Genomic DNA, 23,904 nt, shown 5'->3' with positions numbered 1-23,904 from the left:
TATAGTAAGCGACGAAGACGGGCTTGGCAAGCGGTTTCTCGCGAACATCCGAATTCGGCACGAATGCGCCTTTGTCAACGCTTCTGACCTGACGCGCCAGGCTATATAGAATGGCCATTCCGGCCCACGGGGCCGCTTTACTTAGATATGGGGACGTTCGATGACTATCCAAGCGACATGGAAGCCAAGCCAGGGCAACAGCATCTGCCAGCTGACCAACGGCACTGCTGAGTGGCAAGCCGATCTCGACGCCTCCGCCGGCGGCGACACCCGCTACCCGAACCCGCATGACCTGCTGGACTCGGCCCTGGCCGCGTGCACGACCCTGACCTTGCAGCTGTACGCGAAACGCAAAGGCTACGCGGTCACTGACGTCCATGTCTCGGTCGGCCATGAGGAAGCCAATGGCACCTATACGATGCAGCGCGAGGTGAAGGTCAGCGGCGAACTGTCGCCGCAGATCCTGGAAGACCTGCTGCGCGTTGCCAATCGCTGCCCGGTGCACAAGACCTTGTCCGGCCAATTCTCGATCCAGACCTCGATGGCATGACCTGGCGCAACATCAGATCACGGAATCAGTTGCTACCGCAAATGATAATCGTTAGCATTTAATTCCTCGGGTTCTGACACCACCTGAGTCAGCAAATGGGTTGGCCGGGCACGTTATCGTGTCCGGCTTTTTTCTTTGCGGTAAGGGCTCGCGGCACGCGCGCCGCGCAGGTCGCGAACCGTGTCATGTTCCTGACCACGAGGGGCGATACGTTGCCGGTGTCGCCGAGCGAATGGCGGCGCGATCCGCCCCGCCAGAGCGAACCCCCATGTGATGTGTTGGCTGGCCCACCAAGGTTGCCTGCGGGATGCGGTCAAAGCGACGGTGGCGGCTTTCTCTGCCATGCCGCGCCGGCTTACCATGGACGGAAAGCAAAACAATAAAAAACGCTTACATAACGAAGCGAGCGGGGGGATGCCTTGACCAACTTCATCGAAGCCTATTGCGCCCAGATACGGCTTGCCGGCGCAAGCGGCGTGATCGCGAAACCCGTCGTGGTGGCGCGGGACAGCAGCTACGCCATGCATTACGTACCCTGCGAATACCTGAATACGCAGGCTACGCTGGTGCTGGTCAGCACCACGCCGGGCCATGCCCATGTGCGGCTGGCCGCCGCGGTGACCGAGGAACTGCTGGGCACCCACGCGCCCGGCCGCGTGATCCAGCGCGAGAACAAGCGGCGGGTCGAACTGGGCGGCAAGCTGGTGCGGCCCAACCTGATCCGCATGCTCGACCATTTCCGCGTACCGGAACTGGTTGGCCTGCCGCACGCCGCCGCGTTATGGAACGACGGCTTCGAGCGCCTGCAGCCGCTGTCGCTGTTGCCGCACGCCACCACGCGGCGCGGCCTGGCCTTCGACGGCCCGCTGGAAGAACTGCAGGACACGCCGATGCTGCGCGAAGTCTTCGAGACCCAGTTCCTCGGCGCCGTGCGCCAGATGCGCACCGACGCGCTGTATCTGGCGCTGGGCCGCACCGCCTGGGCCGCGCTCCAGCATGCGGTCACGCGCAGGTTGCTGGCGCGACGCCAGCTGCTGGGGATGATGCCGGTGCCTGCGCGTGCAGGCAGCATGGTGCGCTACTTCCTGCGGGAGATCGCCGCCAGCGCCCTGTCGGCCAAGGACCCGGTGCGGCATCGGGTGGACTGGCTCGATGCGGCCCACGCCGAACTGGAAGCGAACGTCCGGAAACTGCGCGCCTCCGTCCGGCCGGACCCGCATCCCGCCTACCTGATCGCGTAAGCGGACACTCGCCTTCATGCCTGCGATGCCTGGACCCCACGGAAGTGGGGTCTTGGTGCGGCGCTTTGCGTCGATAACGTCTCTTGAGGAATTTGACACTCCTCGCATTCCCGATTCGCGGCCCCCTGTGGGCCGCTATTTTTTGGTGCCATGTTTGCCGAGTCACGATTGCGCAAGCTAACCCAAATTCTCGGGCACAGGCCTTGCGTTGCGATTCCCACTTCCGCTTCGCGCCGAACCCCATGATCACCAACTCCGCCTTGCAGATTGCCCTCTGTGCCACCTTGCTGCTCGCCTCGCTTCCGGCGCCGGCGCAAAGCGGCAAGCCCGGCCTTGTCCTTTCCGACCGCAAGCCCGGTGGCGCGCTGCCGCCGGACTGGAAAAATTTACCGGTTGCCGAAGGCAAGGCCAGGACCGCGTACCAACTGGTGGCCGATGGAGGCACCACGGTGCTGCGGGCGCAAGCCGATGGCTCGGCGTCGGCGCTGATGCATGCGGGCAACGTGGACCTGTCGCGCACGCCCGTGGTGGCCTGGCGCTGGAAGGCAGACGGCGCGATTCCCGGCGCCGACAACCGCGACGGCGCGCGCGAGGACGCGCCGGCGCGGCTGGTGTTCTTCTTCGACGGCGACACCAGCAAGCTTTCGCTGGGCGACCGCGCCGCGATGCAACTGGCCAGGACCGTGGCGGGCGAGGAACTGCCCTATGCCACGCTGATGTATGTCTGGTCGACCAGCGCCGCGCCCGGCAGCGTCATCGCCAATCCACATACCGGCCGCGTGCAGATGATCGTGGTCTCCGGCGAAGGCGATGCCGGCAAGTGGCAGACCCTGCGGCGCAACGTCGCGCGGGACTACGAGCGCGTCTTCCACGAGCGCCCCGGACCGCTCAAGGCCTACGGCATCATGACCGACACCGACAATACCCGCGCCACCACTCGCGCCTGGTATGGCGACATCCGCTTCCTGCCAGGCACCGCGGCGAAGGATTAGGCCGGGGCGGGATGCTGGCCGAGGCTCCAGCGCAGCGCATCCGAGACCTCTGCCATCAGCGCGGCATCGTCCTGCCCGGCGTGCCCGCCCGCCAGCCGCGCCTCGCGCACGCTGACGACCTTGCCCGCCTCATAGCGCCTTTCGCTATCGATCGCCGCCTCGAAGGCATTGGCGCGCGCATTGATCTGCGCGGGGTCGGCGCTGACCAGCAGCACCGCATGCGCCAGCACCAGGTGGCGCTGGCCGTCGGCTGCCTGCATGGCCGCCGGCGCGCGCCGCCAGTACTGGGCCGTGCCTGCGATCTTGCGTGCGGCTTCAGGCGGACCCCAGGCGAGGTTGTAGCGGCCATCGCAAAACGACCCGGCCACCGCCTGCCAGTGGGTCTCGATGCCAAGCGCTCGCAACGCGCCGCCGATCACCGCGCACAGGTGCAGGTAGACCGCGTCGCTGAGCGCGCCTGGCGGCTGCCCGACGGGGTAAGCCAGGCTCAGGTTGAGGATGCCGGGCCCCTGGGGAACCAGGCCGCCGCCGGACATGCGCAGGAACACCGGACACCCCTGCCGGGCGAAATCCGCGCGCGCGGTTTCCAGCGCCGCGTGGCGCAGGTAAGTGCGCGGCACCACCAGCGACAGCGGCGCCTCCCACAACTGCGCCACGTGCCGGCCCTGCGCCGCGAGTTCGAGCAGCGCCAGTTCCTCCTGCAGCGGGTCGCTGCCGGCGTGGCCGGCGGCATCGGTTTCGACAAGATCAAACGGCATCGGCTGGCACCTGCCCCCGGAATGGCAATGCGCCGAGTCTAGCAACCCTAGACGTTGAGCGCATCGAAGTAAGCCAGCGCCCTGGCCGCGTACATCGCGCCGGGGCCGCCGCCCATCTCGATATTGACGGCCAGCACTTCGGCCAGCTGCTCGCGGCTCGCGCGATGGCGCAGTGCCTGGCTGGTGTGGAACAGCACGCAGTCGTCGCAGCCCTTCTGCACGGCCAGCGCGACCGCCACCAGTTCCTTGATGTCGGCAGGCAGGCTGCCCTGCTGCGTGGCGGCTTTCATCACGCCCTGGAAGGCGCTCATCGCGGCGGGCTGGGCCTGGCCGAGCGCGCCGAACTGCTTGTTGATCTCCGCCAGGCGGGTTTTCAGGTCTGTGGTCATAGGGATGTCCTGTGGTGAATCGTCCCGGGCCGGCATGCCAGCCCCGGACGGCGCACGGTGGCGCCGTCCGCGGTCGGCATCAGCCGGCCAGGTGGGTCTTCAGCAACGCGTTGAAGTCATTGGCCTTCTCCATCTGGCTCATATGGCCGGCGTCGGGGAAGACCTTGACGGTGGCACCCGGCGGCGCGGCTTCGGCATGTTCGGCGGGAATGATGCGGTCCTGGCCGCCCCACACCACCAGCACGCGCTTGCCGCTGTCGGCCAGCCGCTGCCCCGGCTGCTCGCTCTGCCGGCCGCCGCCGAACAGGCCCTGGCCCAGCGCGCCCAGCGCCTCGGGCACGCCGTCCAGCCGCTTGTAGCGCAGCAGGTCGTCGAGCATCTGCCGGCTCACCAGCCCCGGGTCGGCAAACAGCAGTTCGACCACGGGCTTGAGCTCGCGCCGCGACTGCGCCTTGACGAAGCCGTCGGTATAGTCGCTGTTGACCGCGTCGCCGAAGCCCACCGGCGACACCAGCGCCACCGACAGCACCCGCTGCGGCGCATCCACCGCCAGCTGCGCGGCCACGCCGCCGCCCATCGAGTGGCCGACCACATGCGCCGCGTCGATGCCGGTCTCGTCCATGAAGCGCGCTACAAAGCCGGCCATCTGCGCCAGCGTCGTGCCCGCGAGCCGCGGCGACGACTGTCCGTGGCCGGGCAGGTCGAGCGCCACCACGGTGTACGCGTCGGCCAGCGGTTCGAGGTTGAACAGCCAGTTGTCCAGGTCGCCGCCAAAGCCGTGGATGAAGAGCACGGTCTGGGCGCCGTCGCCCTTGCGGGCATAGCGGACCCGGATGCCGTCGACCTCTGCAAACTGGTACGCGGCGGCGGCGTCCTCGTCGCCGCCGTCGTCCGCAGGCGTTTCATAAGCCGCCACGTATTCATCGATCTGCGCATCGCTTATCTCCGCAGGGGCCAGCACGCCAAGCAGCGCCTTCACCGGCAGCACGTCGCCGGGCTGCGCCACCTTGCGGCGCAGCGTGCCCGCGTCGGGCGCCTCTACCGCATTGGCGATCTTGTCGGTTTCCACATCGAGGATCGGCATGCCCACGGTGATCTCGGTGCCTTCGTCGACCAGCCAGGCATTGACCGTGCCTTCCTTCATCGACAGGCCCCATTTGGGCATCACGATCGGGGTGATTGCAGGCGTGGCCATCAGTGCTTGCCTCCCTTCACGGTCTTGCGCGCGGCGTTGACGATCTGCGCCGCGCTGGGGATATACAGGTCTTCCAGCGTCGGCGAGAACGGCACCGGCGTATGCGGCGGGCACACCATCTCGATGCCGGCCTTGAGCGCGCCGAAGGCCTGCTGCGCGACCTGTGCGGAAATATCGGTGGCGATATTGCAGCGCGGGCTGGCCTCGTCCACCACCACCAGGCGTCCGGTGTTCTCGACCGACTCCAGCACCGTGTCCATGTCCAGCGGCGAGAGCGTACGCAGGTCGATCACCTCGGCCTCGATGCCCTCCTTCGCCAGCGTTGCCGCCGCTTCCAGCGCGCGATGCACCATCAGCCCGTAGGTGACGATCGACACATCCTTGCCGTCGCGCACGATATTGGCCTCGCCGAACGGGATGGCGTAGGCGCCTTCGGGGACGTCACCCTCCAGGCCGTAGAGGTTCTTGTGCTCGCAGAAGATCACCGGGTCGTTGTCGCGGATCGCCTGGATCAGCAGCCCCTTGGTGTCGTACGGCGTCGACGGGCACACCACCTTCAGCCCGGGGATATGCGTGAACAGCGGCGTCAGCATCTGGCTGTGCTGCGCGGCGGCGCGGAAGCCCGCGCCGACCATGGCGCGAATCACCACCGGGGTCTCGGCCTTGCCGCCGAACATGTAGCGGAACTTGGCGGCCTGGTTGAAGATCTGGTCGAAGCAAACCCCCATGAAATCGATAAACATCAGTTCCGCGATCGGGCGCATGCCGCACGCCGCGGCGCCGATCGCGGCGCCCACGTAGGCGGACTCGGACAGCGGCGTGTCCAGCAGCCGGTCGCCGTGCTTGGCATAGAGTCCCTTGGTCACGCCCAGCACGCCGCCCCAGGCGTCTTTCTCGCCGTCCGCGCCGGCGCCGCCGACGATGTCCTCGCCCAGCATGATGACGCTGGGGTCGCGGGTCATTTCCTGGTCGATCGCCTCGTTGATCGCCAGCTTGATGCTCAGTTTGCGAGCCATGTCTGTCTCCTGTGGATTGGTTTGCGCGTGGCGGATCAGTAGCTGACGTAGACGTCGGTCAGCAGGTCTTCCGGGCCCGGCTGGGGCGCCGCCTTGGCTTCCTGCACGGCGTGCTCGATCAGCGCGGCGACTTCGCGGTCGATCGCGTCGAGCTCTTCGCGCGCGATCACGCCGGCCTGCGTCACGGTGCGGCCGAACAGCTTCAGGCAATCCTTGTTGGCGCGGATGTCGTCGAGTTCGCCGGCGGCGCGGTAGGTCTGCGCATCGCCTTCGAAGTGGCCATAGAAGCGGACCATCTTGCATTCGAGCAGCGACGGCCCGCCGCCCTCGCGCGCGCGGCGGATCACTTCGCCGGCGGCTTCGTGGACCGCGAAGAAATCGGTGCCGTCCACCGTCACGCCCGGGATGCCGAAGCCCGCGGCGCGGTCGACGTAGCTGTCCACCGCGGTGCCGTAGTCGCGCGAGGTCGATTCGGCGTAGCCGTTGTTCTCGATCACGAAGATCACCGGCAGGTTCCACACCGCGGCCAGGTTCAGGCTTTCCAGGAAGGTGCCCTGGTTCGACGCGCCATCGCCGCAGAAGGTAATGCCGACCTCGCCCTTGCCGCGGAACTTGGCCGCCAGCGCGGCGCCGCAGATCAGCGGCGCGCCCGCGCCGAGGATGCCGTTGGCGCCCATCATGCCCTTGGACAGATCGGCGATATGCATCGAGCCGCCCTTGCCGTTGCACGAGCCGCCCTTCTTGCCGTAGATCTCCTTCATCATCGCCACCGGATCGACGCCCTTGGCAATGCAGTGGCCATGGCCGCGGTGCGTGCTGGCGATGCGGTCGCCGTCGTGCAGGTGATGCAGGATGCCGACGCCCGCGGCTTCCTCGCCCGCGTACAGGTGGACGAAGCCCGGGATATCGCCGCGCGCGAAGTCCACGTGCAGGCGTTCTTCGAAATCGCGGATGGTGCGCATCTTGCGGTACACCGTCAGCAGCGTCTCCTTGTCGAGCGGCAGCGCGGCATGTTGTTGCGCAGGATCTTGCGAAGCTCTGGCTGTCATGTCTGTCTCCTTCGTTTTCAGGTGTTGCACTTCAAGAAATCGGGTCGGGCGCGGCCGGGCGGGTCAGGCCAGGGCGTGCCGCGGCACGCTGCGCATCAGGTGGTGGCGCGCCGCGTGACGCATGCAGGCGGCGACGTCGATGCTGCGAAAGGCGTGGTCGTGCAGCGTGACGGTGACTTCGTCGTCCGCGCCGAAGGTCAGCTCGCGTTCGCCGTCGAGCGCGACCACGCCGCTGCGCTGGCGCACGCGATGGGGGCGGCCGTGCGCAAGCCGCTGCCAGCCGGCCACCGGCACGGTGCACATCAGCCCCGGCGCAATCGGCGCGCACAGGTCGAATTCGCCCGCGCCCGGCGCGGCCAGTTCGATCGCCAGGCCGCCCTCCTCGCGCCGTCCCACGGGCTCGAGCAAGCCGGCGATCGAGGACAGTCCGATCGCCTCGGGGTCGGCAAACGACACGTAGACCGCGGCCAGCGTGTCGGTCTTCCACAGCGCGCGCGCGCCGATAAAGTGTTCGTGCGAGATCACCGCATCGACCAGCGCGATGTCGCGGCGGAAGTTGCCGTTGCCGTCGCGGATGACGATGTCCAGGCGCTTGTTCGATGCCAGCGCCTGGCTGGCGGGAATGCGGCCGGTGGCGTAGAGGCCGGTGGCCAGCCCCGTGACGGTGGGTTCGCGCATCTCGGGGTAGGCGTTGTTGGTGCCGGTCGACAGCCCCGCGACCGGCACCGCGCCGCACTCGCGCACCACCGCGCGATGGGTGCCGTCGCCGCCCAGCACGATGATGGCGGCCACGCCCGCGTCGGCCATGCAGCGCGCGGCATGCAGCGTGTCGTCGACGCGCGAGGTCACCGGCATGTCCAGGTACGCCACCTCGGGCAGGCCCGAATCCGGCCCCTGCCGGCGCGCCAGGTGCCGCGCCAGCATGACGCGCAGCCCCTCGCGGTCAGGCATCATCAGCACGCGCCCCACGCCGCAGGACGACAGCGCGGCCAGCAGGCGCAGCACGATATTGACGCGGTCCGACAGCTGCAGGCTGTTGGCGTTGGCGATCACGCGGCGGATGTCGCGCGCCGAAACCGGATTGGCGATGATGCCGACCAGCGGCGCATCGGCGGACCTTGGCTGCCCCATTGCCTGTCTCCTGTGTTGTCGTTGTCGTGACAGGCGTATTTGCAATGGCTGTGCCAGTGGCCGGATGGCATCGCGATGGCGGAATCCGGCGCTGCGCAGTGCGCTGGCTTCAGGGATAACCCGCAAAAACCGCTGCAGCGCTCGCGCGACGAGCGGCCCCCAACGGCCAGAACGGCCGCCACGGCGAGACAGGTGTCACAGTACAGGTGTACGCACTGGACACCCGTATCGCCCGCCAGTTGCGCCGCTCGCGCCGCCCCGCCGCCCAAGCCCATTACCTGCGGGAATACCTCGATCGCCAATATTCAATGGTTCATGGTGGCCGCCTTGCGCCAGACTTTCGTCCTCGCCATGACGCGCAGCCCCGCCGTGCGGGCGAAGCCAACGAGGAGACGACATGGGCAACCGCTGGACCGCGGTACTGGTGGAAAAATTCGGCCACAGTTTCAGTGGCTATGACCTGGAGACCGGCGCGCGCCGCTTCAGCGTGCCGCTGCCGGAATACCCGCACGAGTTCGCGGTCGACCGGGCCGGGCTGATCGGCTATGTCGGCCACTACGGCGTGCAGACCTTCGCGCATCCGGGCGATGGCGGCGCGGCGGTGATCGCGGTGGACCTGGCCCGCGGCGAGCGCCTTGGCGTGCTGGACTGCGCGCCCTGGCATCGCATCCACGGCTTGCAGGTCGACGCGCATGGCCGCGTCTATGCGCTGAGCGAGCGCGACGACATGCTGCTGGTGTTCGAAGCGCCATCGGCACGGCACACGCCGGACCGCGCGCTGCCCTCCGGCGGCGTCAAGAGCCATCTGTTCGTGCTGTCGCGCGACGGCCGGCGCGGCTATGTCACCAGCCTGATGTCGCACACGGTGACGCTGGTCCATCCCCACGACGCCACACGCCCGCCGCTGGCCGCGCATGCCGGTCCGCGGCCGGAAGGCTGTTGCCTGAGCCCGGACGAATCGATGCTCTTCGTTGCCAGCCGCGATGCGCACCGGATCACGCGGTTCGATGCGCTGACCCTCGCAGAAACGGGTACGGCCGACACCGGCGAGGACCCCACCCGGCTCTACTGGTCGCCCTGCAACCGGCTGATCGCGCTCAACTATGGCGAGCGCAGCCTGCGCTTGTTCGACCCGTACACGATGGCAGAGCTGGCCCGCGTCGGGACCGGCGCAAAGCCGATCGCCCTGGCCTTCCATCCGGCCGACCCCGGGCGCGCCTGGCTGACCCTGAATGACAACAGCGTCGGCGTGCTCGACCTGTGCACGCTCGCCTTGCGCGCCGCCTTTGCCACCGGCGCGGAGCCCGATGGGCTCGCCATCCTGGCGCTGCCGCAGCCATAGCCAGCCCGGCAGCGCAAACACAAGACACGACGCCGCAGCGGCAACGCACTCGCTAACGGCCACCCTGGAGGAGACCATGACCATTCCGCAGCCCGCGGGCAGCGCCGTCGCGCCCAGCCCGGCCCTCACCCCCCAACCCGGCATTCCCGCACAGCGCTGGTGGCGCGTGATCCCGCCCATCCTGATGGTGTGCATCGTGTCCTATATGGACCGCGTCAATATCGCCTTCGCCATGCCCGGTGGCATGAGCGAGGCGCTCGGCATCGGCGCCGGCATGGCGGGCCTGGCCGGCGGCATTTTCTTTGCCGGCTACCTGTTCCTGCAGGTACCCGGCGGCAAGCTGGCGGTGCGCGGCAGCGGCCGCCGCTTTATCGCCTGGTCGATGCTGGCGTGGGCGGTGCTGTCGGTGCTGACCGGGCTGGTGCGCAACGAGACCGAACTGCTGCTCCTGCGCTTTGCGCTGGGCGTGGCCGAGGGCGGCATGCTGCCGGTGGTGCTGACCATGGTCGGCAACTGGTTTCCCGACCATGAGCGCGGCCGCGCCAATGCGCTGGTGATCCTGTTCGTGCCGATCGCGGGCATGATCACCGCGCCGCTGTCGGGGCTGGTGATCGCGGCGCTCGACTGGCGCTGGCTGTTTATCATCGAAGGCCTGATCTCGGCGCTGTGCCTGGGCGCCTGGTGGCTGCTGGCGTGCGACCGCCCGCAAGAGGCGCGCTGGCTCAGCGCGGCCGAACGCGGCTACCTGCTGGCGCAGTTGCAGGCGGAACAACAGCGCGCCGCCGCGCCCGCGGGCCAGCCAAACCTGCGCGCAGTGCTGGCGCGGCTGCTCGGCGATGCCGTGATCTGGCGCCTGATCGCATTGAATTTCCTCTACCAGATGGGCATCTACGGCTACACCCTGTGGCTGCCCACCATCCTCAGGAACCTGACCCACGGCGGCATGGGGCAAGTCGGCTTGCTGGCCATCGTGCCATATGTGGGCTCCATGGCCGGCATCCTGCTGGTGTCGGCCTGGTCGGACCGCAGCGGGCGCCGCCGCGCCTTCGTGGCGTGGCCGCTGCTGGCCTTTGCCGCGTGCCTGGCCGGCTCGGTCTGGTTCCATGCCAGCACCTGGCTGTCCTATGGGCTGCTGGTCGGCTGCGGGGTCTGCCTGCAGGCGGCCGCGGGCGTGTTCTGGACCTTGCCGCCACGGCTGCTGGCGGCGGACGACGCCGGCGTGGCGCGGGGACTGATCAACGCGCTCGGCAACCTCGGCGGATTCTGCGGGCCGTATGCGGTGGGGCTGCTGATCCAGCATGTCGATGCCGGTGCCGGGGTCTACCTGCTGGCGGGCGCGCTGATGCTGGCGGCGGCGCTGGCGGCAACGTTGCCGGAGCGCTGCCGGTGAAGGGCGGCGCGCCGCTGGCGATCGTCGATGCCCATCACCACCTGTGGCAACTCGACCGCGGCCACTATCCCTGGCTGCAGGACGCCTACCAGCCGGCCGCGTTTTTCCTTGGCGACTACCGGGCGCTGCGGCACGACTACCTGCCGGCGCAGTACCGGCGCGATACGCAAGCCGACGGCGCAGGCCGCGTCGCGGTGCTGGCCACGGTCCATGTCGAAGCCGAGCGCGACCGCGCCGAAGCCGTCGCCGAAACCGCCTGGCTGCACGGGCCCGGCTGGCCCCAAGGCATCGCCGCCGCGGTGGTGGCCTACGCCCCGTTCGGCACGCCCGGCTGCGCCGCGCTGCTGGCGCGCCAGGCGGGCTTTGCGCGCGTGCGCGGCATCCGCTGCAAGCCGCTGTGCGCCGTCGGACCGGGCGGCTCGGTCGCCGGCCAGGCCGGCTCGATGCAGGACCAGGCCTGGCTGGATGACCTGGCGCGCCTGCCGCGCCACGGGCTGTCCTGGGACTTGCGCGTGCCGTTCTGGCACTTGCGCGAGGCGGCGCAGGTGGCCGCGGCCCTGCCGGATCTGCGGATTGCGCTGAACCACACCGGCCTGCCGCTGGACCGCTCCGATACCGGCCTGGCGCAGTGGCGCCACGGCATGGAAGCGCTGGCCGCCTGCCCCAACGTGATGGTCAAGCTGTCCGAGTTCGGGCTGCCCGGCGGGCGCTGGGATGCGCCGGGCAATCGCCGCATCGTGCGCGAGGCGCTGGCGATCTTCGGGCCTGAGCGCGCGATGTTTGGCAGCAACCTGCCGGTGGCCTCGCTGAGCGCCAGCTTCGGCACGGTGCTGGGCCTGGTGTGCGAGGCCCTGCCCGACCCCGCGGCACGGGCGCGCGTGCTGGCGGGGAACGCCGCACGCTTCTACCGCATCGCCGATGCGGACATGGCGCCGCAACCGGTAGGCCGCTTCAGATTCTGCTGACGCAGCGGCCGCGCCGGGCGCGTGCATGCTATAAGGCGTGACGCCTCGCCCACCGCCATGCCCGCTCCACTGACCCTGTTGTCCAGCGCCGCCACGCTGCGCAAGCGCCTGCAGATGCGCCACCTGCGCCTGGTGCTTGCGCTGGCCGGGCACGGCACGCTGCGCGGCGCCGCCGCCGAGATGGCGCTGACCCAGCCCGCGGCAACCAAGGCGCTGCAGGAACTGGAAGACACCGTGGGCGCGCTGCTGTTCACGCGCCACGCCCGCGGCATCGCGCCGACGCTGTTCGGCGAAGCGCTGATCCGCTACGCGCGCGTGGTGCTGTCCGACCTCGACGCGCTGCGCGACGAGTTTGCCGCGATCGCCGTGGGCGAGGTCGGCAAGGTGCGGATCGGCGCCATCCTCGCTCCGGTGCCCGATCTGCTCACCGGCGCCATCAATGGCCTGAAGGCGCGCTACCCGCACCTGCATCTCTCGCTGCAGGTGGATACCAGCGACGTGCTGGTGCAGGCGCTGCGCCAGGATGGCCTCGACCTGGTAGTGGGCCGCATCCCGGCGGATGCGCTGGCGCAAGACCTGGCGTTCGAGCCGCTGGGCGAGGAGACCTTGTCGGTCGTCGCCGGCATGGCGCACCCGCAGGCCGGCAAGCGCACCGTGCGGCTGGCGGCGCTGGCGCGCTACCCCTGGATCATCCAGCCGGCCGCCAGCCCGATGCGGCAGGTCATCGACCAGGCCTTCCGCGACGCGCGCGTGCCGCCGCCGGCGGATGTCATCGAGACCTCGTCGATCATGGCCACGCTGCCCCTGCTGGCCGGCAGCGAGCGCGTGGCGGTGGTGCCTGCCGCGATCGCCCGCTACTTTGCCGCGCTGGGCGCGCTGGCGATCCTGCCGGTGCCGATGCGCGGCCGCCTGGTGCCCTATGGCCTGGTCACGCGCAAGCGCCGCGCCGCCACGCCGGGCATGCGGCTGCTGGCCGATGCGCTGCGCGCGGCGTGCGCAGGCGGCCAGCCCGGCGCTAAGACTGCGCCCCGCCGTCGCGGCGGTTAGGCGACTGGATGCCGTAGCGCTCCATGCGCCGGTACAGCGTCATGCGGCTGATGCCGATCTGGCGCGCCACCGCGCTCAGGTTCCAGCCCGCGGCACGCAGGTACTGCATCAACAGCATGCCCTCGGGGGGCAGCTGGTGCGGGTCGAACGGCGCGGCGGCGTCGTGCTCTGTAGCGCCATCGACCGGTGTGGCGGGTGCCGGTTCGAGCGCCGCCGCAGCCGGGATGGCGGCGCCGGCCACCGTATCGGGCAGGTCGTGCACGTCGATATAGCCGCCGCTGCAGACCGCGCGCGCGTACTCCAGCACGTTGCGCAGTTCGCGCAGGTTGCCCGGCCAGCGATGGCGGCGCAGCCGCTCGCTGGCGGCGGGCGACAGCGTCACCGGTTCACCCGCGCCTTCCTGCAGCAGCTTGCGCACCAGCCAGTCCAGGTCGGTGCGCGCCCGCAGCGGCGGCAGTTCGAAGCGCGCGCCGTTCAGGCGGTAGTACAGGTCCTCGCGGAAGCGGCCTTCGGCGACCAGCTGCTCCAGGCTGTGGTGCGTGGCCGAGATCACGCGCAGGCGCACCGGCACCGGGCGCGCGGCGCCCACCGGCAGCACCTCGCCCTCGGCCAGCACGCGCAGCAGCCGCGACTGCAGCTCGCGCGGCATGTCGCCGATCTCGTCCAGGAACAGCGTGCCGCCGTCGGCCTCCTGGATCAGGCCGCGCTTGCCGCGCGAGCCGGCGCCGGAGAAGCTGTTGGGCAGGTGGCCGAACAGCTCGCTCTCGATCAGCGTTTCAGGGATCGCCGCGCAGTTCACCGCGACAAAGGGCCCTGTGCGGCGCGCGCTGGCCTGGTGCAGCGCCTTGGCGAAAAACTCCTTGCCGCTGCCGGTCTCGCCATGGATCAGCAGGTGGATCGGCGAATCGACCAGGCGCGCGGCGCGCTCCAGCTGCTGCGCCAGCGCGGCGTCGCCGCCGCTGAGCGCCGCCAGCGGCGCCGGCATCGCCACCTGTGCCGGCGCCGCCGGTGCCTGCCAGCCCAGCGCGGGCGGCATCACGCTCAGGTACAGCAGGCCGCCGCTGCGGTTGAGCGCGACCAGGCGCTGCTCGCTGGGGCGCGAATAGACATAGCGGCCCAGGTCTTCCAGCCGGGCATCGAACAGCACCTCGAACGGCTGCCCGAGCACGGTGGCGCCCGGGCTGCCGTCCAGCTCGGTCTCCAGCATCAGGCGCGCGCGATGGTTGTGGCCGACGATGCGGCCGGCATCGTCCAGCGCCAGCAGGTATTCCGGATTGACGTCGACAAACTCGGGCGCGACGTTCAGCTTCAGGATCCAGTCGCGCCGGTGCGCGCGCAGGAAGTTGGCGTTCTCGATATGCGCGGCGTAGATGCGCACCATCTGCAGCGCCAGGCCCTGGCTGTCCTTGGCCTGCGGCGACACCAGCGCCGAGATGTCGAGGATGGCGTGCAGCTTGCCATGGGTGTCGAACAGCGGCGCCGCGGTGCAGGTCAGCGGGATGTGGGTGGCGTCGAAATGGTCGGCCTGGTGCACGGTCAGCGCCTGCCCGGTGACCAGCGCGGTGCCGACCGCGCAGGTGCCCGCGCCGCTCTCGCTCCATTCCGCGCCGAGGTAGAGGCCGGCGTGGCGCAGCGCGGCATCGCAATGGGCGTCGCCGATATAGTCGACCGTGACGCCCTGCGCATCGGTCAGCAGCACCACGTAGCCCAGCGCCGCCACCTGGGCATGCAGGCTCTGCAGCCCGTGGCGAGCGATGCGGGCGAAGTCGTCGATGCGTTCCTGGTGTTCGCGCAGGCGCGTCTGCGGCAGGATGCGCGCCTCCTGCATGCGCGACGGGTCGAGCCCGTACTGGTGCACGCAGCGCCGCCATGAGTTCTGGATGATCGCGTCATGCGCGATGCGCTCCGCGAGCAGGGCTGGCGGGGATAGATAGGCGGTGGCCTGGACCACCGTCTCGATGTGCTCGCGTTGCCGCAGGTCCATCGCTGTCTCCTGTCGTCGCTGCCCTCGGCCCCGGACCCTGCTGAGGGGGCGGTGGGTCGGGCGGACTGTGCGGGCGCGTGCCGGACCTGGCCGCGCCTCTGTCGGGTCTTGGCCTTCTAATGTATCCGAGCGCATCCGCTGCGCGCAAACGGGAATCAGGAGACGCCGGCAAGCGCACGCCGCAAGTGCGGCGTGCGCCATACCGGAACCGTCAGAGGGCGACGTTGGCCTGGAGACTGCGCGCGGCGCCGGCGGCGATCTCGAACGAGCGCAGCCGCGCCTGGTGGTCGAAGATCTGGCCGGTAATCATCAGCTCGTCCGGCTGCAGGTCATCGACAAAGCGCTGCATGCCGGCGCGCACGGCATCCGGGTCACCCACCACCGAGCACGACAGCGAGCGCCGGATATGGTCGGCCTCGCTCTCGTTCCAGAGCGCTTCGATATCGTCCACCGGCGGGCGCAACTGCCCCGGCGTGCCGCGCACCAGCGCCAGGAACTGCTGCTGCAGCGAGCTGAACAGCCGGCGCGCCTCATCGCCGGTATCGGCCGCGAACACATTGAGGCCGAGCATCACGTACGGCCGGTCCAGCGTTTCGGACGGGCGGAAGGTGCGCCGGTACAGGTCCAGCGCCTGGCGCATGAAGCCCGGCGCAAAGTGCGAGGCAAAGGCGAACGGCAGCCCCATCGCCGCGGCCAGCTGCGCACTGAACAGGCTCGACCCCAGCAGCCAGATCGGCACTTTCAGGCCGGCCCCGGGGACCGCGCGCAGCCGCTGGCCCGGGCGCACGTCGTCGAAATACGCCTGCAGCTCTTCCACGTCCTGCGGGAAGGTATCGGCGCTGTCGCTGGTGAGATGGCGGCGCAGCGCGCGCGCCGTGGCCTGGTCGGTGCCGGGCGCGCGGCCCAGGCCCAGGTCGATGCGGCCCGGGTAGAGCGAGGCCAGCGTGCCGAACTGCTCGGCGATCACCAGCGGCGCATGGTTGGGCAGCATCACGCCGCCCGAGCCGACGCGGATGCGCTGCGTGCCGCCGGCCACATAGCCGATCAGCACCGCGGTGGCGGCGCTGGCGATGCCGGGCATGTTGTGGTGTTCGGCCAGCCAGTAGCGGTGGTAGCCCAGCTGCTCGGCGTGGCGCGCCAGGTCGAGCGAGTTGCGCATGGCCTGGCCGGCGTCGCTGCCTTGCGGGATGGGGGCCAGGTCGAGCACCGAGTAGGCGATGCCGTTGCCAGTGGGGAGAGAGTCGCGATTCATGTCGTGGGGGGCGGGCGGCGCAAGCCACGCGTGCGCCGCCCGCTGCAATGCGGATGGTTCGCTATGTTAGTGAGCCTGCGCGGATCGTGCTGGCGGCGGCCTTGCGGCCCTGCGGGCGGCGTGGTTATGGCAACGCGTCCGCCGGACGCAAAGATTGAGCCGCGCGCCGCTTGCCCTTACCATTCAGCCCGATGCGAAGGAACGATCGATGACTCTCAAGACACTGGACGGCGCGCTGGCCCTGCTGACTCACTTTACCGTGCGCCAGCCGACCTGGGGCGTGCGCGAGCTGGCCAAGCACAGCGGCGTGCATTACGCCGTGGTGCACCGCGTGCTGGCCACCTTCGCCGCCAACGGCTTCCTGGTGCAGGACGCGGCCACCGGCAAGTATTCGCTGGGGCTGCGGCTGTTCGAGCTGGGGCAGGTGGTGCGCAAGAGCTTCTCGCCCGACGAGATCGTGCGCCCGGTGCTGGAGACACTGGCCGCGCAAAGCGGCGAGACCGTGTTCCTGTCGTGGCTCGACGGCCATGAAGGCCTGTGCGTGGGGCTGGTGCACAGCCAGCACCAGCTGCGCTTCTCGATCGAGCTGGGCGAGCGCTTTCCGCTGTACGCCGGCGCGCATGCCAAGGCCATGCTGGCGTTCCAGGACGAGGCCTTCCGCGACGAGGTCTACCGCCAGGGCGTAGCGCGCATGGGTCCGCATACCACGCTGGAACGCGAGCGCATCGAGCAGCAGCTGGCCGAAGTGCGCGAACGCGGCTGGGCGCATACGCGCGAGGAAGCCGCCGCCAGCGTCGCCGGGCTGGCCTTGCCGCTGTGGTCGCGCGACCGCAGCGCGGTGGTGGGCTCGGTCGCCATCGCCGGGCCGCAGCAGCGGCTGGACGAGGCCGCGGTGCCGCGGCTGCTGGAGGCGCTGCGCGACGCCAGCGGCCGGCTGGAAGACGTGATCGGCTTCGTGCGCTGAAGCCGCTGAAGCGGCTTCAGTGCGCGATCACGCCAGCAGCGCCTTGACCACCTCGCCGCCCAGCACGCGCTTGCCGATGGCATGCCCCAGCGCCCGATAGCTTTCCCATTGCGCCTCGTCGAAGAACTGGTCGCCGGTGCCTTCCTGCGGAAACGCAGGATGCGTGGCGCCGTAGTGGCGCACGTCGGCCGGCGCCCATGACACCAGCCGCGGCTTGATCAGCACGATGCGGCAGACGCGCGTACGCGGCGCCGCGCAGGCCGGGTCGGTGCGGTAGACGTCGAGCAGCACGGCGCATTTGTCGGCGGCACCACCGCTGGCCCCTTGCCCCGGCAGGAAATCGTCTGGCACGCCGAAGACGCGGCTCAGCACCGGGTGCGTGGCAGCCTCGGTATCGACCACGATCTCCAGGCCGTGGTCGATGCGCGCCAGGCGGATCAGGTTGGCGAGGTCGCCGAAGCGATAGCCGGGATCGGCGCCGCAGTCGCACAGCACGATCAGCGCGACATCCCGGCCCGGGCGCAGCAGCTCATAGACCCCGGTGTTGTCGAAATGGCCGCCGTCCGACAGGTACTGCCAGCCGCGCCGCGTGCCATGGAAGCGGGCGCTCAGCTCGCAGCCCAGGTAGTACTGCGTGCGGAAGATGCCGGCGGCCAGCCACGGATGCGTGGCGCGTTCGGGATAGCGCCATCGTTCGCCCTCGCGTCCGCCCCTGCGCGCGTACCGGGCCGGGAACGACGGCCACCACGTGCCCAGCCGCAGGTTGGCCAACCCCAGCAGCAGCGAGGTGCCGAGCGTGGTGGCACGGCCCAGCCCGGTGGACACCGCGGCGCCCGAGATGGCCATCCAGTCGCCCACCGTGAGCGATTGCGCCAGCTTGCCCGATGACGGCCATGACGTATCCGGGCAGCACTGCCAGCCGTCGACGGTGAAGCGCGCATAGGCGTCCGGCGCGAGCGCGGCGCCCGGCAGCGGCAGGCCGGCGCCGGGGGCCAGGCACAGCGGCTTGCCCTTGCGGTCGCGCTGCACCAGTTGCTCGGCCGGATCCATGGTCAGGTTCAGCGTCACGTTGATCAGGTGCAGCGGCGCCAGCACGTGCGGGTCGTAGTAGGCGTTGAGGCTGAGCTGGTCGCCGGGCACCGGCTCGGCCACGCTGAAGCGCGCGCGCCGGCGCCGGTCCGCCACCGGATCCGGATCGGGCGCGGCAAAGCGCTCGCCGTTGGACGCGCCCAGGTAGGCGCGCGTAAGCCGCGCCGCGTAGAACGGCTGCAGCGTGGACAGGTTCAGGAAGCCGGTAAAGCGCCCGGCGACCAGCGCCAGCACCAGCGCCACCACCGCCAGCGTGGCCAGCGCCGGCCCAGTGTAGGCCGTGCCGTAGACCAGCCAGTCGACCGGCTCGCGGCCCTGCCAGCGCACCCACAGCACCAGCCACGACCACAGCACGAACAGCAGCAGCGCCAGCACCGCCGCCGCCGCGCCGGCCAGCAGCGAGACCGGCAGGCGTGCCCACAACGCGCCCCAGGCGGTCGCCGCGCCGCCCTTGCCGCCTGGGTCGAGCCAGCGCGCGCCGTAGCGCACCAGCCAGACCAGCACGCCCAGCGCGCCCGCGGGCAGCGCCACGCCCCACGGATGGCCCGCGGCGTGCGCATACAGGTAGGTGGTGCGCGCCGCGGTATCGGCCACGCCCAGGGCCGCCAGCCACAGCGTCAGCGTGACCGCGGTGCGCAGCGCACGCGTGGCGCGCACGCGATAGCCGGAGACGGTGCGCGGCTCGCCCTGCAGCATCACCAGGCAGGCCAGCACGCCAAGCCATGTCAGCACGCCCAGCGCGGCAAACAATTGCGCCGGCACCGGCTGCGCCCCCCTCCATTCCAGCCAGCCAGCGGCGCCGAGCAACAGCAGCCCCAGCAGCGTGGCCAGCATCGGCGCGGGGCTGAAGAAGCGGCCCGGCGCCTGCGGGTCGCTGGCGCGCGGATAGACCAGCCAGTACGCCAGCCCGGGCGGCACCGCGCCGGTCACCGCCGTGGCCAGCGGCAGCCACAGCAATGGGCTCCACCAGATCGCGCACTCGCCCTGGTTGAAAGCCTGGCGCGCGTCGTGCAGCAGGTCCATCTCGTAGCGTCCGAAGCCGTACCACGCACCCGCGGCGCCATGCAGCAGCAGCGCCAGCAGCGACAGCACCACCAGCAGCGCGCTGCCGATCACGTAGTGCATGGCCAGCCAGTTGCGCGCCACCAGCGCGGCGGCATAGAGGTTGTCGCCGGCGCCCGTGGGCGACAGGTAGCGCCCGTTCTCGCGCAGCCACGCGACCGCGCCGCGGCCGGGATCGGCGGCATAGGAGACCGAGGTGTGGATGCGCCCGGGCGGCTCGCATTGCAGCGTGCGGTAGGCATCGGCCGCGGCGTGGACCGGGCCGGTGCCGCGGCGCAGCCGCCCCGGCACGAACAGGCTGACGAAGAACGCGCCGAGATAACCGCCGCCGCTGACGGTGGACAGGTAGTCGAACTGGGCCAGCAGCGAGGCCAGGCCGGGCACGGTCTGCGCCGAGGCGGCCGTGCTCGCCGCGGCAGCCTTGGGCGCGCCGCTGTCCGGCGTGGCCGCCGTGGTGTCGGCCGGCATGTCGGTGCCGGCCATCGCCTGCATCACGCCCAGGCAGAACGTGGCGCTGCGAATGCCGCCGCCAGACAGCGCCAGCGCCCAGTTGCGCTGGCCTTCGTGCCTGCGCGGCGCGATGCCGAGCTGGCGGCGCCGGTGCGCGATGCGGGCCGCTTCGTCGCCGAAATCGAGGTCTTCCGCAGCCATGGGCGCCTCCCAGTACCAGTCGGCCTGCGCCAAGTATAGGCAACGGCGCATGGTCGATATTCGCCGGCTTCGAAGCGCGACTGCGTGTTAACCCTGATTGTTGCAGGGGAGCGCGAGGCCTAGCATTTCTCTGTATCAGAGACGTTGTCTCTTAGATAGAGACACAAACAACCACCGATGCTCAAGACCCTGGACGGCGCCCTGGCGCTGCTCACCCACTTCACAGTGCGCCAGCCCAGCTGGGGCGTGCGCGAACTGGCGCGTGAAAGCGGCGTGCATCACGCCGTCGTGCACCGCGTGCTGGCGACGTTTGCCGCCAACGGCTTCCTGGTGCAGGACGCGCTGGGACGCTACGCGCTGGGGCTGCGCTGGTTCGAACTGGGACAGGTCACGCGCAAGACGTTTTCACCGGCCGAGGTAGTACAGCCCGCGCTCGAGGCGCTGGCGCGGGAATGCGGCGAGACCGTGTTCCTGTCGTGGCTGGACGGTGACCACGGCCTGTGCACGGACATCGCGCACAGCCAGCATCAGCTGCGCTTTTCGATCGAGGTGGGCCAGCGCTTCGCGCTCGACGCGGGCGCGCATGCCAAGGCCATCCTGGCGTTCCAGCCGGAAGCGCTGCGGCGCCGGCTGGGCGGCGACGCGCCCGGGCTGGAAGCGCGGCTGGCGCAGATCCGCGCCGACGGCTGGGCCTACACCTGCGAGGAATCCGCCGCCACGGTGGCCGGCCTGGCGCTGCCGCTGTTCCAGCGCGACAGCCAGGCGGTGGTGGGGTCGCTGGCCATCGCCGGCCCGCTGCAGCGGCTCACGCCGGACGCGGCGCCGCGCTGGCTGCAGGCGCTGCGCACCGCGCGCAGCACCATCGGCCCGGTGGCGGGTTTCCTGCGCTGAGCGCGCGCCAGGCATCACACACAACAGACAAAACCAGACAACACTACGGGGAGCGGTGGACGACATGACCATGCCAACACAACTGAACGCGCCGGTGGCGGCGCAGCCTGCGACACGGACGCGCTTCATGGAGCCCTTGCTGCTGCTGGTCTCGGTGGGGCTGTCGGTATTCGGCGCCATGATTGGCATGCAGCTGATCGTGTCGCTGGGAATCTCGGCCAACACCTCGATCATCGGCGCGCTGATCGCGATCGTGTTCTCGCGCATCCCGCTCGAGATCACGCGCCGCTTCCGCGTGCTGGAGCGGCAGAACCTGGTGCAGACGGCGATCTCGTCGGCCACCTTCGGCGCCGCCAACTCGCTGATGATCCCGATCGGCGTGCCGTACGCGATGGGCATGCCCGAGCTGGCCACGCCGATGCTGATCGGCGCGGTGATCGCCATGTTCGTCGACGGCGCCATGCTGTACTTCCTGTTCGGCAGCAAGATCTTCCCGGCCACCGGCACCTGGCCGGCCGGCATCGCCACCGCCGAGGCCATCTGGGCCGGCGACCGCGGCGGGCGCAAGGCAGCATTCCTGGGGCTGGGCGTTGCCGTGGGCGTGGGCGGCGCGTGGCTGGGCGTGCCGATGTCGGCGTTCGGCGCCGCGTTCCTGGGCAACCTGGCGGCGCTGACCATGTTCGGCATCGGCCTGCTGGTGCGCGGCTATTCGGTGGCGCTGACCGGCATCGACATCGCCAAGGCCTATATCCCGCACGGGCTGATGATCGGCGCGGGCATCGTCGCGCTGTTCCAGGTGGCCATGGAAATCCGCCGCGCGCGCCATTCCCCCACGGCCGACGCGCGCACCATCGCGGGCACCATTGAAGTCCCGGCCGCGCGCGCCAGCCGCATCCTGTCGGGCGGCTTCGTGATCTACCTGGCGATCGCGCTGCTGATCTCGCTGCTGGCCGGGCACGTGTCGGACATGTCGCTGGGCATGCTGGTGCTGTTCGTGCTGTACGCCGCCTTTGCCGCCTATGTGCACGAGCTGATCGTCGGCATCGCGGCGATGCACTCGGGCTGGTTCCCGGCCTTCGCGGTGGCGCTGATCACGCTGACCATCGGCATCCTGATCGGCTTCCCGCCGACCGCGCTGGCAGTGCTGGTGGGCTTTTCCGCCGCCACCGGCCCGGCCTTTGCCGACATGGGCTACGACCTCAAGACCGGCTACCTGCTGCGCGGCGAAGGCCGCGACATGGAGGCCGAGCTGGCCGGGCGCAAGCAGCAGTTCCTGGCCGCGATGATCGGCTTTGCGGTGGCCGCGGTGGTGGTGCTGGTGTTCCACGGCAGCTTCTTCGCGCAGGGCCTGATCCCGCCGGTGGACCGCGTCTACGCGGCGTCGATCAAGGCCGGCTCGTCGGCCGAGATCGCGCGCAACCTGATGATCTGGGCGGTTCCCGGCGCGCTGCTGCAGTGGCTCGGCGGCTCCAAGCGCCAGTTGGGCATCCTGCTGTCGACCGGCATGCTGATCGCCTCGCCGCTGGCCGGCTGGGCGGTGCTGGCGGGCCTGGCGATCCGCTTCGTGCTGCAGCGCCTGCGCGGCGACAGGCATATCGCCGAGATGAGCGCCTTCGCCGGCGGCGTGATCGCGGGCGACGCCCTGTTCAGCTTCTTCGGCTCGGTCACCAAGCTGAAGAAATAAGTCATCCCTGCGGGCGCATGCGCTGCGCCCCTCTGTCATTTCCCGAGACGTTCCATGGATATCCAGGCAATCCGCGCCGACACTCCGCTGACGGCATCGACCATCTATCTCGACACCGCCGCGGCCTCGATCCCGCCCGACGCCGTGCTCGACACCGTGCGCAGCTACCTGCTCGACACCGGCCATGTCGGCATCTACCTGCCGGCGTTCCGCAAAGCGACCTATGCGCGCGTCGAAACCGTGCGCGCCACGCTGGCCGGCTGGCTGAACTGCGGCGCCGACGAGCTCGCCTTCACCAAGAACGCCACCGAGAGCATCTCGATCGCCGCGCGCGGCATCGCCTGGCAGGCCGGCGATGAAGTGCTGGTGGCCGACACCGAGATGCTGAGCAACCTGCTGCCGTGGCGCCGGCTGGAGCAATCGCACGGCATCGTGGTGAAGATGGTGGCGGCCAATGCCGAAGGGCTGCTGTCGCCCGAGGCCTTCGCCGCGGCGATCACGCCGCGCACGCGCCTGCTGACCTTCTCGCACCTGCCCAATTCCACCGGCGCGGTGCAGCCGGCGGCGCAGATCTGCGCGGTCGCGCGCCGGCATGGCGTGCTGTCGCTGGTCAACGGCGCGCAGAGCGTGGGCATGCTGCGCTCGGACGTGGCCGAACTCGGCTGCGATTTTCTCGCCGGCTGCGGCCGCAAGGCGCTGCGCGCGACCGAGGGCTCGGGCTTCCTGTACGTGCGCCGCGAACTGATCGCGCGGATCGAACCGATGCTGGTGGGCTGGTGGAACGGCGCCTATGACCGCGCCACCGGCGCGCTGTCGCTGGTGCCCGGCGCGAAGCGCTTCGAGGCGGGCTGCCCGATCGTGCCGGCCATCCTGGGCCTGGGCACCGCGATCGACTACGCCGCCGCGATCGGCATCGACGCGATCGAGGCGCGCGTGCGCGACCTGACCGAGTATGCGGTGGCGAAGCTGTCGTCAATCCCCGGCTTCGAGCTGTACGGCCCGGCCGACGTAGCCCACCGCATCGGCATCGTGCCGTTCAACGTGCGCGGCGTCGACCCGGCCCGCATCGTCGCCGCGCTGGAAGCGCAGCAATGCATCATCGAAGCCGGCAACTTCATGGCCGACGCCATCCTGGCGCGCTACGGCGTCTCGACCATGGCGCGCGTGTCGCTGCACTACTTCAACACGCATGACGAGATCGACCGCGTCGCCGCGCTGGTGCGCGCGGCGATCGCCTGACCCCACACCTGAACCGACGGAAA

Annotated in this window: 20 protein-coding genes; 11 read left to right on the top strand and 9 right to left on the bottom strand. The window is 70.0% G+C overall.

The features are described from left to right. The first annotated feature begins 160 nt into the window (after nucleotides 1-160). From CBM2594_RS26105 to CBM2594_RS26095, 3 genes are all read left to right on the top strand, one after another. A complete protein-coding gene (locus CBM2594_RS26105) occupies nucleotides 161-550 on the top strand; it encodes an OsmC family protein (protein WP_116359639.1) in 390 nt (129 codons plus the stop codon). Between the two features lie 419 nt (nucleotides 551-969). After that, the gene (locus tag CBM2594_RS26100; RefSeq protein ID WP_116359638.1) at nucleotides 970-1,791 is read left to right on the top strand and encodes a hypothetical protein; all 822 of its coding nucleotides are present in this window, start codon (nucleotides 970-972) and stop codon (nucleotides 1,789-1,791) included. 242 nt (nucleotides 1,792-2,033) lie between these two features. Then, nucleotides 2,034-2,783: a DUF3047 domain-containing protein gene (locus CBM2594_RS26095; RefSeq protein ID WP_198048211.1), complete on the top strand. Its 750-nt coding sequence runs from the start codon at nucleotides 2,034-2,036 to the stop codon at nucleotides 2,781-2,783. Here the strand turns inward: CBM2594_RS26095 and CBM2594_RS26090 are convergent. The 6 genes from CBM2594_RS26090 to CBM2594_RS26065 all read right to left on the bottom strand — a co-directional run bounded on the left by CBM2594_RS26090 (nucleotide 2,780) and on the right by CBM2594_RS26065 (nucleotide 8,321). Next, nucleotides 2,780-3,541, bottom strand: a complete 762-nt coding sequence (locus CBM2594_RS26090) for a lipoyl protein ligase domain-containing protein (protein ID WP_116359637.1) — start codon at nucleotides 3,539-3,541, stop codon at nucleotides 2,780-2,782. The genes CBM2594_RS26095 and CBM2594_RS26090 overlap by 4 nt on opposite strands. 47 nt (nucleotides 3,542-3,588) lie before the next feature. Next, on the bottom strand, nucleotides 3,589-3,930 hold the full coding sequence (locus CBM2594_RS26085) for a carboxymuconolactone decarboxylase family protein (protein ID WP_116359636.1): 342 nt from the start codon (nucleotides 3,928-3,930) through the stop codon (nucleotides 3,589-3,591). 79 nt (nucleotides 3,931-4,009) lie between these two features. After that, nucleotides 4,010-5,125, bottom strand: a complete 1,116-nt coding sequence (locus tag CBM2594_RS26080; RefSeq protein WP_116359635.1) for an acetoin dehydrogenase dihydrolipoyllysine-residue acetyltransferase subunit — start codon at nucleotides 5,123-5,125, stop codon at nucleotides 4,010-4,012. Next, nucleotides 5,125-6,141 carry an alpha-ketoacid dehydrogenase subunit beta gene (locus CBM2594_RS26075; protein ID WP_116359634.1) on the bottom strand — a complete coding sequence of 339 codons (1,017 nt, stop codon included), beginning with the start codon at nucleotides 6,139-6,141 and terminating at the stop codon, nucleotides 5,125-5,127. Before CBM2594_RS26075 ends, CBM2594_RS26080 begins: the two co-directional genes overlap by 1 nt. Nucleotides 6,142-6,176: 35 nt before the next feature. Then, a complete protein-coding gene (locus CBM2594_RS26070) occupies nucleotides 6,177-7,190 on the bottom strand; it encodes a thiamine pyrophosphate-dependent dehydrogenase E1 component subunit alpha (RefSeq protein ID WP_116359633.1) in 1,014 nt (337 codons plus the stop codon). A 63-nt stretch (nucleotides 7,191-7,253) separates the two neighbouring features. Then, nucleotides 7,254-8,321 carry an ATP-NAD kinase family protein gene (locus tag CBM2594_RS26065; RefSeq protein WP_116359632.1) on the bottom strand — a complete coding sequence of 356 codons (1,068 nt, stop codon included), beginning with the start codon at nucleotides 8,319-8,321 and terminating at the stop codon, nucleotides 7,254-7,256. A gap of 397 nt (nucleotides 8,322-8,718) precedes the next feature. On the opposite strand from CBM2594_RS26065, the gene CBM2594_RS26060 reads away from it, so the two are divergent. From CBM2594_RS26060 to CBM2594_RS26045, 4 genes are all read left to right on the top strand, one after another. Then, the gene (locus CBM2594_RS26060; protein WP_116359631.1) at nucleotides 8,719-9,663 is read left to right on the top strand and encodes a YncE family protein; all 945 of its coding nucleotides are present in this window, start codon (nucleotides 8,719-8,721) and stop codon (nucleotides 9,661-9,663) included. Between the two features lie 76 nt (nucleotides 9,664-9,739). After that, complete coding sequence (locus tag CBM2594_RS26055; RefSeq protein WP_116359630.1) at nucleotides 9,740-11,053, top strand: MFS transporter; 1,314 nt, start codon at nucleotides 9,740-9,742, stop codon at nucleotides 11,051-11,053. Further along, nucleotides 11,050-12,018 (top strand): amidohydrolase family protein, encoded by a 969-nt coding sequence (locus tag CBM2594_RS26050; protein ID WP_232346759.1) that lies wholly within the window; start codon nucleotides 11,050-11,052, stop codon nucleotides 12,016-12,018. Before CBM2594_RS26055 ends, CBM2594_RS26050 begins: the two co-directional genes overlap by 4 nt. Nucleotides 12,019-12,075: 57 nt before the next feature. Continuing rightward, nucleotides 12,076-13,065 carry a LysR family transcriptional regulator gene (locus tag CBM2594_RS26045; RefSeq protein WP_116359629.1) on the top strand — a complete coding sequence of 330 codons (990 nt, stop codon included), beginning with the start codon at nucleotides 12,076-12,078 and terminating at the stop codon, nucleotides 13,063-13,065. Here the strand turns inward: CBM2594_RS26045 and CBM2594_RS26040 are convergent. Both CBM2594_RS26040 and CBM2594_RS26035 read right to left on the bottom strand, forming a co-directional pair. After that, complete coding sequence (locus CBM2594_RS26040; protein ID WP_116359628.1) at nucleotides 13,034-15,049, bottom strand: sigma-54-dependent Fis family transcriptional regulator; 2,016 nt, start codon at nucleotides 15,047-15,049, stop codon at nucleotides 13,034-13,036. The genes CBM2594_RS26045 and CBM2594_RS26040 overlap by 32 nt on opposite strands. 211 nt (nucleotides 15,050-15,260) lie before the next feature. After that, nucleotides 15,261-16,301, bottom strand: a complete 1,041-nt coding sequence (locus tag CBM2594_RS26035; protein ID WP_116359627.1) for an LLM class flavin-dependent oxidoreductase — start codon at nucleotides 16,299-16,301, stop codon at nucleotides 15,261-15,263. Between the two features lie 208 nt (nucleotides 16,302-16,509). Between CBM2594_RS26035 and CBM2594_RS26030 the strand changes: the two genes are divergently transcribed. After that, a complete protein-coding gene (locus tag CBM2594_RS26030) occupies nucleotides 16,510-17,265 on the top strand; it encodes an IclR family transcriptional regulator (RefSeq protein ID WP_116359626.1) in 756 nt (251 codons plus the stop codon). 27 nt (nucleotides 17,266-17,292) lie between these two features. Here the strand turns inward: CBM2594_RS26030 and CBM2594_RS26025 are convergent, their stop codons facing one another. Next, the gene (locus tag CBM2594_RS26025; protein WP_116359796.1) at nucleotides 17,293-20,067 is read right to left on the bottom strand and encodes a hypothetical protein; all 2,775 of its coding nucleotides are present in this window, start codon (nucleotides 20,065-20,067) and stop codon (nucleotides 17,293-17,295) included. A gap of 177 nt (nucleotides 20,068-20,244) precedes the next feature. On the opposite strand from CBM2594_RS26025, the gene CBM2594_RS26020 reads away from it, so the two are divergent. From CBM2594_RS26020 to CBM2594_RS26010, 3 genes are all read left to right on the top strand, one after another. Continuing rightward, on the top strand, nucleotides 20,245-20,958 hold the full coding sequence (locus CBM2594_RS26020) for an IclR family transcriptional regulator (protein ID WP_116359625.1): 714 nt from the start codon (nucleotides 20,245-20,247) through the stop codon (nucleotides 20,956-20,958). A 64-nt stretch (nucleotides 20,959-21,022) separates the two neighbouring features. Next, the gene (locus CBM2594_RS26015) at nucleotides 21,023-22,642 is read left to right on the top strand and encodes an OPT/YSL family transporter (protein WP_116359624.1); all 1,620 of its coding nucleotides are present in this window, start codon (nucleotides 21,023-21,025) and stop codon (nucleotides 22,640-22,642) included. Between the two features lie 54 nt (nucleotides 22,643-22,696). After that, nucleotides 22,697-23,881, top strand: a complete 1,185-nt coding sequence (locus CBM2594_RS26010; RefSeq protein ID WP_116359623.1) for an aminotransferase class V-fold PLP-dependent enzyme — start codon at nucleotides 22,697-22,699, stop codon at nucleotides 23,879-23,881. Nucleotides 23,882-23,904 lie beyond the last annotated feature (23 nt).

The organism is Cupriavidus taiwanensis (genome assembly GCF_900249755.1).
Lineage (GTDB): Bacteria > Pseudomonadota > Gammaproteobacteria > Burkholderiales > Burkholderiaceae > Cupriavidus > Cupriavidus taiwanensis_D.
The sequence above is the reverse complement of the archived record's forward strand: the minus strand, read 5'-3'. Positions and strand labels throughout refer to the sequence as shown.